Raw genomic sequence first — 9329 nt, forward strand, 5'->3', positions numbered from 1 at the left:
CGGTGCTCCTTGGAGGAGGCTCCACTAACAGTAGTTAGCGTCTTTGGATGGTTCATCGTTCCGACTAATGTGCACCTATGTCAACCATGGTCAGCAGCGCGTTTGGGCAGGTGGGATGCCCTCACTAGCGGCTCGGCTCAAGCGGCTACGCGAGCTGACAATCAATCCGGAGGACGGCGAGCCGTACTCTCTGCGCGAGGTGGCGAAGCGGATCACCGCAGCGGGCACGCCCATAACGGACGCTTATCTGTCGCTACTGGAGACCGGCCGGCGGAAATCTATCTCCGTGGATAAAGCGGTCGGGATCGCTGGCTTCTACGGTGTCCCGGTCGAGTACATGCGGGAGGGGCCCGATGAGGAGCTGCTCCAAGCGGTTGAGTCGCAGCTATGCCTGTTCCGGCGGGTGGCTGAGCTGCCACCAGAAGCGCGCAGGCGGATCGCTCGCGCGATCGAGCGGGAGCGCCAGGAGCATGGACTGCCTTTCGACCCGGGCGTGTGATCGCCAGCCGGTAGCGCTCTGCCGCGCGTTGCGGTGCTGGGGTGGCGTGTCGGCGGAGCAGTGAGAGGCGGCGAGGTCAGGGCCGCAGCGCTGCGGTGTGACAAGTCGTTGCTCCAAGTACGCGTCGGCTGGCGGGGTAGGTGGTCGTCGCTGGTTACCACTCGGGGGTTGATTCGATCGCTTGAGGAGTCAAATGTCAACTCTTAACCGCCATTAGCCAAGATTGTGTACTCTTGGCGGCCAGAACGATGGAGTGGATTACCCCGGAAGGTGAGTTGGTACCGGTGCCGTTCTCCGCCGATCGGCTGACTGAGGCGTTGGCCAAGAAGGGGCTTACTGACCGGGGAGCAGCCAGAGCCTTGAAGAGGCAGGGCACTCCGATGTCGCATGAGTACGTCGGGAAGCTCAAGAAGGGCGAGGCAGCCAATCCTTCGCTCGACAAGGTCGAGGCGCTGGCCCGCCTGCTGGAGGTGACGGTCGGATGGCTGGCCGGAGATCCCCCCGAGCAGGAGAAGGCAAAACAGAGTCTGTCTGCCGAGGAGCAGGCCCAGATCGACAGAGTCCGGCAGGGCATGAGCGAACTGCGCGTGCAGAACATCGCCGAACGCATGACTGGGCTGACAGAGGAACTTTCGCTGGACGCGGTCGAGCAGATCGTAAACACGATGCTCGCGGCCGAGCGGCGCATGCAACCCGAGGACTACGAAATGTAGACGATCTTGGGCCGGGGATCGGGGTAGGCTCTCCAGTCTGCCCGGAAAGGTTCCCTCAAGGTGCGGTTCAATCCAGACCTGTCCGCGGCTCTGGACTCTGTACCGGTCCCGCAGCCGTTCAGCATTGAGGCGTACCTGAAACACATCCGCCGGAGCCGCGGCCGCCCTCTCCTTGTGCATGACTTGCCCGAGGCGGCGGCTAGCACCGTTAACGGGCTGTGGATCTCCAGCGAGCGAGTTGACCACATCTTCGTCGCGCCTGGCGCTCGTGGCCTGCTGCGCGTGCACATCGTCCTGCACGAGGTCTCCCACATGCTGCTCGATCACGGCAAGGTCGGCGGGAACACCGAGATGGCGTTGCGCCGGCTTCTCGGGCCGGCCTTGGGCGTCGTGGTGAACCGCGCGGTCGGGCGCAGCCGGTACGAGACCGTAGAGGAGCGTGACGCCGAACGACTGGCGACGCTCATCCTGATGCGCGCGAACGAACCGCCCGACGATGACACCGACGGTGATGAGGGGCTTCGGAAGCTTCGCCAGACATTCGGATACGAGTAGGAGCAGCGTGTGGGAGTTGTTGACTGGTTAGTCATGGTTCTGCTGTGGGGGGCTGCGCTCTCCCGAATCCGACCAGCGATGCATTCTGCCCCGCAGCGGAAGCTCTGGGGCGCGTTCACCGGCCTGGCCATGAGCAGGATCTTCTCGGCGGAGCCCGTCGTCGCCTGGCTGGACGCCACCACCCAGACGGAGCTGGCCACCCTGCTCCGCCACCTGACCGGCCTGCTGAGCGCCACCTATTTGTTGGCCTATGTTGAGACCATCACTCGCGCCCCGAACTCTTCCCGGGGCCGCTGGATCTGGCCCACCGCCGTGATGACGATGACCGTCCTGATTCTGATGTTCCTCGCTCGTGGCGGCCGCATCTACTGGGTGGATGGCGCTCACGCGCCCGGCGAAACGGCATGGCAGGGCCGCGTCTATCTAGCCGTCTTCGATTTGTGGCTGATGACGTGCCTTGCGGCCGCCGGGTGGATGTTCGCGAGCTACGCGCGCAAGGCCCCGCCGCTACTGCGGGTCGGATTGGTGTTGTCCACGATCGGCATGGTGTCCGGCGTGATCAACCGCGCCGAGGTGATGACCGTCAACGTCGCGACCCTTATCAACCCGGACACAGCCTGGCGGGAGATACCTGTGTTCGGTCAGGTCACTCTGCTGATCTGCATTGTGGGCATCACTGCGGGGACGTCGATCCCGGCCTGGCGGGCGGGCACGGCACGCCTTCGGGAGATCCGCATCATGCGGGAGCTGCGGCCGGTATGGGATGCGCTCACCGCGTTGTATCCGGACGTGGCGCTCGGTATGGAGGGGACGCTTCAGACGCGGCGGGTGCGGCAGGTGGTGGAGATTCGCGACGGGATGCTGAAGCTGTCGTCGGTGGCCGAGCCGCCGGCGACTGAGGACCCGGGCGAGGTGGCCGAGTGGCTCCACTCATCTCTTGAGGCTGCCCGCGGACGCGACGAGGTGGGCATCCCTTCTGGCAACCTTCCCGGCCCTGATTTTGCCGGCAACATCGAAAGGGAAACAGCGTGGCTTCGTCAGGTATCGGCGGCGTTCAGGCAGTCCAGCGAGGAGAGAACCGTCTTGCCCGCTTCTTAACGGAGGCGCTGGCGCCGAAGAACTTCGTGATGGGGCTGCCGCTCCTAGTGGGGGCGATCACGGGCGGGTTGGTCGGGCTCGGCTGGGCGGTGATCGCCGCGGTGTTGTGCGGCGGGGTCCCCGCGGCCGTGATCGCGCTCGGCGTACGGTCGGGCCGGTTCGGCAACCACCACATCACCGACCGGTCTCAACGGCCGAAGCTCATCGCGGTCATCGTGGCGCTGGTGGTGGTCGCGCTCGCGCTGCTCGTCGTGCTCGGCGCCCCCCAGGTGATGGTGGCGTGCGTCGCGATCATGCTGGCCACGCTCGCCGTGCTCGGGCCGGTCACCGTGGCCGGGTGGAAGATCTCGTTTCACACGGCTGTGGCCGCAGGCAGCGTCGTCATGGTCGCCTGGGTGCTGCCGGGCGGCTGGATGTGGGTGGTGGGCCTGCTCGGCGCTGTCGTGGTGGGGCTGATCGGCTGGTCGCGTGCGGTGCTCGGCGACCACACGCCGGCGCAGACGCTGGCGGGCGCTGTGGCGGGCGCGGCCGCCACGCTGGCCACGCTCACCGTACTGCTGTAGCTCAGCCCCAGATCAGCGCGATGGACACGCTGGCGGCGACCGCGAACGCCGCCACGGGCCCGAGGAACATCACCGCCATGCCGCCGAGCTCGCTACGGCTCATGGCGATGCACAGTCCGACGAACGTGCACAGGCCGGACACGAGCACCCGCGCGACCGTCGCGATGAGGATCGTCAGGACGATACCGGCGGCGGTCACTGCTCGGCCTGCCTGCCGCGCGCAAACCTGCACGTCAGGAGACTGCAGCGTCGTTCGTCCATCAGTAGCTAGTGAGAGAAGGAGAGCGGCCGCCCCGAGGGGCGGCCCACGGGATCGGAGACGCGATGGACGACACCACCCCCGAGCCGCTGCCAGCATGGGAGAGGGACCTGCTGGGCCTACCCGTCACGGAGAAGGAACGCGCCCAGCTCGACCGGCAGGCGGCAGAGGCGGCCGAAAAGGAAACCGCGCGCCGCGCGGCGTGGCCGATGTTCCACGACATCCCAGATGGGGGCGCCGTGGACCTGAACAATGTGTGGTTCCGGATGGAGCCGGAGCGCTGGGACCTCGACGGGGCCGCGGTCGTGGCGCTGTTGGCCGATCGTGCTGGGGGAGTCGCCAAGCGGCTGCACGCGGGCGTTCAGAGTCTCCTGGCCAGGCGGGACGGCAATACCAGCGTGTGGATCAATCCGCGCCCAGACGAGGGCTGGATCGAGGTCATCGCCTGGTCGCTGGGCGGCTGCTGGCGGCCGGAGCGGGCCTGGTGGGTACGGTGCACGATGGAGGTAACCAGCGACGAGTATGGCGAAGTCCTCATGACGCCGTACTGGGGCGTTCAGTTCGCGGTCTGCGGGGCGGGCGGTGTCACAGTGTTCCAGGAGGATGAGAACGGCATCCTCGGGCGGATCGTTGGCCGCTGGTATCTCGGGTGGCTCGGCCGCCGTGGAATTCGTGAGCAGCTGGGCCACGAGCCGTATGGGCCGGTGGCCGAGCTCGCCACCATGGAACACTTCCTCGCCCAGGTTTCCGAGCGCCGGCAGCCGTAACGCGTATCCAGCCGTATCAGGCTGTGACGTACCGCTGGCGGCCGGGCCAGGACGAGCTTGCGCAGGGCTGTGCGAGACATGTGGGCTCCAGGGATGTGACCTGCGGGAGTGCAGGGTTGTGTAGGGTTCGCGGGTTTGTGCGGGGGCGGGGTCAGCCGGCGGCGTGCCAGGTGTTCGGGCCGACGATGCCGTCCACGGGGAGGCCTTCGGCGCGCTGGAAGACCTTGGTGGTGGCGCTGCTCATGGGCCCGTACTGGCCGTCCACGGTGATCGTGTACTTGAGCGCCTTCATGCGGTTCTGCCAGGTGGTGACGTCGGCTCCGCTCATGAGCGGCTTGCCGGGCCGGTAGGTGAGCAGGCGGCCGGGGAAGGCGGGCCAGCCGGACGGCTTGGAGGTGGACGGCTTGCTCGTGGTCGGCTTGGACGGCTGCGCGGTGGTGCCGCCGTTGAGGTGGTGGTTGACCTTGGCGATGAACGAGGTCCACGGGAAGTTGCTGCCGGGGTCCCAGTGGTCCGACCGCTTGTAGACGGCGCTGACGTCTTGGTGGCCGACGATGCCGCGCTGGCCGGCGCGGAGCTGCGCGCGGGTCAGCCGGCGGGCGGGGATGCTGTGTGTCTTGCACCAGGCGGCGACTTGGCGGGCGGCGAGGTCGAGCAGGTTCTTGCTGTACTCGTCGGCCCATTGGGCTGCGTTTTGGCCGGCGCGTCCGGCGAGCTCGATCTGCAAGGCGTCCGAGTTGCAGCCGGGGGCGGCCCATGCGGTGTCGCTGTCGGAGACGCAGCGGACGACGCTGTTGTTGTCCACGCACAGGTGGGCGGACGCATTCGTGCTGGGTCGGGCGAAGTAGGCGGCGACGCTCTCGGCGACGTTCCCAGACTCGCCGGTCTCCATGGTGTGCACCACGATCACGCGGATCGGCGTGATGCGGCCCTTGTGCTTGTTCGGCGACGTGATGGTTTGCACGGGTGTGCCCCCTCGTTCGCGGTCCAGGCCCTCGAGGTCCTGGCGGTTGAAGAAGGGAGCGTGTCGGGCGGGGTGGGTTAGTGTCCGGGCCCGAACACCGGTGGACGTTCCCGAACGGTTCTGAACGCGGGCGAGCGCCGACCGCGCGGGGCGGTCGGCGCTCGGCCGGGGGCGGCTAGGCGGCCTGGGCCAGGTCCTCGCCGCTCTCCTCTTCCTCGTCGTCTTCGTCGTCCTCGTCGAGGATCAAGCCTTCGGCGGTGGCGGCCGCCTCGTCGGCGTCGCAGGCGTAGACGGTGACGGCGTACCGCTGGTATTCGCCGTACTCGCCGCTGTTGCTGTCGCTGTCGCACGTGTCGCGTTCGCCTTCGACCACTCCAGCGACGTACAGCGGGGACGGCGACATGCCGAGGTCGAGCAGGCCGGTCACGGTGTACGGGCGCGGAGCGTCCGTCTCCTGGCCGTCGATCTCGAACACGCGCGGCTGCTGGTTCATGGTGGCCTCGGTGATGCGGACCGCGCCGAACGCGCCGAACGAGATGCTTTGAAGCGCTTCGGAGAGGATCCGCTTGGCGTCTTCCACGGTGTGCGCGTCGAGACGGGCCACGGCATCGAGTTCGACGTCGAGGGCGTAGCTGTGCAAGACGGGCGGATGGGGCGAGACGCCGAGCCAGACGTCGGTTACTTCGAGGTCGTCGGCGGCGTGGTAGTGCTCGGCGAGCTCCAGCCAGTAGACGCCGCCTTCGTTGAGGTGGCCGCTGATCGCGTCGGTGTCGGCGGCGATGGCGTGGGGGACGTCCACGGCGACGGTGACGGTGCGGGACACGTGCGCGTACGTCTCCAGGGTGACGATGACGCGGGTGAGGTTGGGGTCGGTGGCGGGCGGGAGCTGGTAGTCATCTTCGCCGGGGTCGATGAACATCTGGCAGGCCAGTTCGGAGAGCTCCCGCTGCCGGATGGAAAGATCCCCATCGGGGTCGTGTCCGGCGATGAACTCGGCGGCGGTCATGACGAGGCAGTCGAGCTCGTCGGGCGCGAAGAACGTGTGGGGCTGAATCATCGGGGGTGGTGCCTTCCGGTGGTGCTGGCGGGCCGTACGCCGCTCGTACGGGCCCGCCGGTCGGTTCCTGGTGGTGGGGAGCCGCGCCCGCGCGGGGCGCGGCTCCGGCCGGGCGGGTTAGAGGTCGGTCGGAGTGTGGAGGGCGGGTTCGGTGTGGCGGTTCTGTTCGGACAGCCCCCACGACTCGCACGCCCAGTAACAGGGCTGGTCGCGTTCGGCTCCGCAGTACCCGCAGGCGGCCGCGTAGGCGACGGTCGGCCGGTCGCCGGGGTTGTCGGTGAGGGCTTCCTCGCGGTAGCGGTTGTACGCCTGGCGGAGGATGACGCCGGGGTGGACGCGGGCGCGGTCGAGCCGGTGGAAGACGTCGCCGATCAGGTCGCGGGCGGCCTGGTCGAGGTCGTCGTCGCGGCTGAGGTCGCGGTTGTCGACCATGTAGGCGTCGTTGACGTAGGCGTTGATGGCGACGATGCCGCTTTCGGCGCGGTCGCTGTTGGTGGGGTCGCCGGTCTCGTACGGGCAGTACGGATCGCAGGGCTGGCCGCGCTCGGCGGTGCAGCCGCCGCAGACGACGGTCAGGTCAGGGATGCGGGTCATGCGGGGGTGGTTCCTTCCGGTGTGAGGAGGGGCCCGTACGCCGCTCGTACGGGCCCGTGGTGATCGTTTAGTGGTTGAGGTCGGTGAGGTTGATGCGGGCGGCCTGGAGGTCGCCTTGGGCGCGCTCGTAGCGGTTCAGGAGCTTGGCGACGAGCGGCCGGGTCTCGGCGTCGCGGATGGCGAGGGCGTGGGCCATGTCGATCGGGGTGGCCATGGGGACGCGCACGGCGATGCGGAGGAAGCGTCCCCAGCGGGTGACGCTGCGGCGGGCCGCGCCGAGGGCGTGCTTGGCGTGCCAGAGTTCGGCGTCGGGGTGCATGGCGCTCCTAGTGGCCGGTGTTGGCGCAGACCCAGCCGAAGCCGGGGGCGTAGTGGACGGCGGGGGCGTCGCAGGTGCGGCAGGTGTGGGCGGGCTCCTCGTACGGCGGGTTGAGACGCTCGGCGAGTCGGGCGAGGTGGCCAGCGGCGCGGCCTACGGCGCGGGAGGTGTGGCGGGCAAGCGCGGTGCGCATGTGGGTCTCCACTGAGCAGGTTTGGGCGGGTGGGGGTGCCTGCCCCGGCGGATGGTGCCGGGGCAGGCGGGGTTAGGTCTGGGCTCAGTGGTGGCGTCCGCGCTTGCGGAACGTCTTGAAGCCGATCCAGGCGGCGACCGCGAGGGCGGCGAGGATGACCAGGATGGTGACGACGGGGAGGACCGCGTCCCAGAGGCTGCCGTTGCTGCTGTTGGCGGCCATGTTCTGGAAGGCGAGCAGCGCCGCGTAGTCAGGCTGGGCGGTCACGGTGGTGACCGGTGCGGCGGTCTGGAGCGGGGTGTCCTCGTTGGGGTCGGTGCCGCTGGGGGTGGTGGTCGGGACGGCGGGGACGTAGTTCACGGTGGGCTGCTGGGCGGTGGCGGGGGCGGGCTCGGTGACCTTGACGGTGGCGGTGGTGGTCACGCGAGGCTTGGCCGTGGCCGACTTCTTGGGGGTGGCGCTGGCCTTCGGCGTGACGGTCTTGGTCACGGTCGCGGTGGGCGTCGGGCTGGCGCTGGGGGTGGTGCTGGCCGAAGGGCTGGCGCTGGGGGTCGTCGTCTCCGTCACGGTGACAGTCGGGGTCGGGCTCGGAGCGGCGGTGGCCGTGAGACTGACCTCGCTGAGGGGGACGCTGCCGATGACCGTGAGGGTGTAGTCGCCGGGCTTGTCCGGGGTGAAGGTCGCGGTGAGGGCGATCTCACCGAGACAGGTCGCGGTGCCCGACTCCTTGGCGAGGTTCGTCTTGTCGCCTGCGGGGGTGCGCAGGGTCAGAGTGGCGGTGCAGGCGTCGGTGACGACGGCCTTGGCCGTGACCGGCTTGCCCGTGGTGAGGGCCGCGCCGGGGATGGGAGAGGTGATCTGCCCGCTCTCCGCCGGGGCCGCGTTGGCGGCGGCGGGGAGGATGAAGAGGCAGCCGACCGCGAGGGCGACCAGGGTCGCGAACACGCAGGTCAGAGAGGCGAAACGCATGCGTTTCCTTCCGGTGTGTTTCCTGCGGGAACGCCGCTCGCTCCCGCCGAACACCTCAAACATTAGCAGTCATCTTTAGTGGTGTCTACACGGGCAAAGAGGTGATTGCCGCTGTAGACAACATTAAAGAATACTGCTAATGTTTGAGGTGTCGGCAGGGAGCGAGCGGCGCCCCCCCAACCGGAAGGAACACCCAAGATGACCAAGACCCGCGAGTCCTCGCACCAGGCCCACCTGAACTGGCTCATGCGGCTGGCGCTCACCGTTCTGCCCACGCACTACGGAATCGGCGCCGCCCGCGTGCAGGGGGACCTGGACCGGGTCGCGCAGTCGCTGGCACTGGCGCACCAGATCGCGATCCGGTACGTGGGCGACCACACTTCGTGGATCCAGATCCGCAACAACGTGATGGACGCGCTGGCCCACATGGGTCGCATCGCGGCCGCCACGGGCTTCGAGGCGGTGGCTGAGGACTTCGTCCAGGCGCGGGAACTGTGCCGCGCCTACCTGGTCAGCCTCACGCACGAGCAGCGCGTCCAGCTCGCCTCCTACGACGGCTTCCGGAACGCCCACCTGACGGAGGAGACGCACGACGAGGGCCGCGACCCGGCGCTCGTGCTGTGGCTCAACCCCGCCTACGCGCCGGAGATCCCCGCCAAGGCGCGGGTGCAGGCCAAGGCGGACGAGCGGTTCGCCGAGCGGTACGGCGAGTTGGTCGTGATCAACGCCATCTTCGTCTCGGATGCCGCCTGATCGCCCCTCCTGGGCCCGCCCGAGCG

14 protein-coding genes are annotated in these 9329 nt (G+C 68.4%); 7 read left to right on the forward strand and 7 right to left on the reverse strand.

Going from position 1 to position 9329, the window contains the following annotated elements:
- The first annotated feature begins 67 nt into the window (after positions 1-67).
- The 5 genes from ACQP2T_RS61580 to ACQP2T_RS61600 all read left to right on the forward strand — a co-directional run bounded on the left by ACQP2T_RS61580 (position 68) and on the right by ACQP2T_RS61600 (position 3428).
- Complete coding sequence (locus ACQP2T_RS61580) at positions 68-499, forward strand: helix-turn-helix domain-containing protein (protein WP_433513846.1); 432 nt, start codon at positions 68-70, stop codon at positions 497-499.
- A 233-nt stretch (positions 500-732) separates the two neighbouring features.
- Complete coding sequence (locus ACQP2T_RS61585; protein WP_433513847.1) at positions 733-1212, forward strand: helix-turn-helix domain-containing protein; 480 nt, start codon at positions 733-735, stop codon at positions 1210-1212.
- Positions 1213-1272: 60 nt separating this feature from the next.
- Positions 1273-1767: a hypothetical protein gene (locus ACQP2T_RS61590; RefSeq protein ID WP_433513848.1), complete on the forward strand. Its 495-nt coding sequence runs from the start codon at positions 1273-1275 to the stop codon at positions 1765-1767.
- A gap of 9 nt (positions 1768-1776) precedes the next feature.
- Positions 1777-2865, forward strand: coding sequence for an MAB_1171c family putative transporter (locus tag ACQP2T_RS61595; RefSeq protein ID WP_433513849.1), 1089 nt, complete (start codon positions 1777-1779; stop codon positions 2863-2865).
- Between the two features lie 29 nt (positions 2866-2894).
- A complete protein-coding gene (locus tag ACQP2T_RS61600; protein ID WP_433513850.1) occupies positions 2895-3428 on the forward strand; it encodes a hypothetical protein in 534 nt (177 codons plus the stop codon).
- A 1-nt stretch (position 3429) separates the two neighbouring features.
- On the opposite strand, the gene ACQP2T_RS61605 is transcribed toward ACQP2T_RS61600, so the two are convergent.
- Positions 3430-3627, reverse strand: coding sequence for a hypothetical protein (locus ACQP2T_RS61605; RefSeq protein WP_433513851.1), 198 nt, complete (start codon positions 3625-3627; stop codon positions 3430-3432).
- Between the two features lie 125 nt (positions 3628-3752).
- On the opposite strand from ACQP2T_RS61605, the gene ACQP2T_RS61610 reads away from it, so the two are divergent.
- Entirely contained in the window at positions 3753-4454 is a 702-nt protein-coding gene (locus ACQP2T_RS61610) for a hypothetical protein (RefSeq protein WP_433513852.1), read from the forward strand.
- A gap of 151 nt (positions 4455-4605) precedes the next feature.
- On the opposite strand, the gene ACQP2T_RS61615 is transcribed toward ACQP2T_RS61610, so the two are convergent.
- The 6 genes from ACQP2T_RS61615 to ACQP2T_RS61640 all read right to left on the reverse strand — a co-directional run bounded on the left by ACQP2T_RS61615 (position 4606) and on the right by ACQP2T_RS61640 (position 8550).
- Positions 4606-5418: a peptidoglycan recognition protein family protein gene (locus ACQP2T_RS61615; RefSeq protein ID WP_433513853.1), complete on the reverse strand. Its 813-nt coding sequence runs from the start codon at positions 5416-5418 to the stop codon at positions 4606-4608.
- Positions 5419-5593: 175 nt separating this feature from the next.
- Entirely contained in the window at positions 5594-6475 is an 882-nt protein-coding gene (locus ACQP2T_RS61620; protein WP_433513854.1) for a hypothetical protein, read from the reverse strand.
- Positions 6476-6592: 117 nt separating this feature from the next.
- Complete coding sequence (locus tag ACQP2T_RS61625; RefSeq protein WP_433513855.1) at positions 6593-7069, reverse strand: hypothetical protein; 477 nt, start codon at positions 7067-7069, stop codon at positions 6593-6595.
- Positions 7070-7136: 67 nt separating this feature from the next.
- The gene (locus ACQP2T_RS61630; protein WP_433513856.1) at positions 7137-7388 is read right to left on the reverse strand and encodes a hypothetical protein; all 252 of its coding nucleotides are present in this window, start codon (positions 7386-7388) and stop codon (positions 7137-7139) included.
- A 7-nt stretch (positions 7389-7395) separates the two neighbouring features.
- Positions 7396-7581, reverse strand: a complete 186-nt coding sequence (locus ACQP2T_RS61635; protein ID WP_433513857.1) for a hypothetical protein — start codon at positions 7579-7581, stop codon at positions 7396-7398.
- 84 nt (positions 7582-7665) lie between these two features.
- Complete coding sequence (locus ACQP2T_RS61640) at positions 7666-8550, reverse strand: hypothetical protein (RefSeq protein ID WP_433513858.1); 885 nt, start codon at positions 8548-8550, stop codon at positions 7666-7668.
- A gap of 198 nt (positions 8551-8748) precedes the next feature.
- On the opposite strand from ACQP2T_RS61640, the gene ACQP2T_RS61645 reads away from it, so the two are divergent.
- Complete coding sequence (locus tag ACQP2T_RS61645) at positions 8749-9303, forward strand: hypothetical protein (RefSeq protein ID WP_433513859.1); 555 nt, start codon at positions 8749-8751, stop codon at positions 9301-9303.
- Positions 9304-9329 lie beyond the last annotated feature (26 nt).

It is taken from the genome of Nonomuraea sp. CA-143628, assembly GCF_050942315.1.
Taxonomy (GTDB): Bacteria; Actinomycetota; Actinomycetes; order Streptosporangiales; family Streptosporangiaceae; genus Nonomuraea.

Bases quoted from the DNA above. Each gene is read 5' to 3' on its own strand.
- ACQP2T_RS61645 (WP_433513859.1), top strand. From the start codon at position 8,749: ATGACCAAGACCCGCGAGTCCTCGCACCAGGCCCACCTGAACTGGCTC.
- ACQP2T_RS61640 (WP_433513858.1), bottom strand. From the start codon at position 8,550: ATGCGTTTCGCCTCTCTGACCTGCGTGTTCGCGACCCTGGTCGCCCTC.
- ACQP2T_RS61610 (WP_433513852.1), top strand. From the start codon at position 3,753: ATGGACGACACCACCCCCGAGCCGCTGCCAGCATGGGAGAGGGACCTG.
- ACQP2T_RS61625 (WP_433513855.1), bottom strand. From the start codon at position 7,069: ATGACCCGCATCCCTGACCTGACCGTCGTCTGCGGCGGCTGCACCGCC.
- ACQP2T_RS61635 (WP_433513857.1), bottom strand. From the start codon at position 7,581: ATGCGCACCGCGCTTGCCCGCCACACCTCCCGCGCCGTAGGCCGCGCC.
- ACQP2T_RS61620 (WP_433513854.1), bottom strand. From the start codon at position 6,475: ATGATTCAGCCCCACACGTTCTTCGCGCCCGACGAGCTCGACTGCCTC.
- ACQP2T_RS61600 (WP_433513850.1), top strand. From the start codon at position 2,895: ATGGGGCTGCCGCTCCTAGTGGGGGCGATCACGGGCGGGTTGGTCGGG.
- ACQP2T_RS61630 (WP_433513856.1), bottom strand. From the start codon at position 7,388: ATGCACCCCGACGCCGAACTCTGGCACGCCAAGCACGCCCTCGGCGCG.
- ACQP2T_RS61580 (WP_433513846.1), top strand. From the start codon at position 68: ATGTGCACCTATGTCAACCATGGTCAGCAGCGCGTTTGGGCAGGTGGG.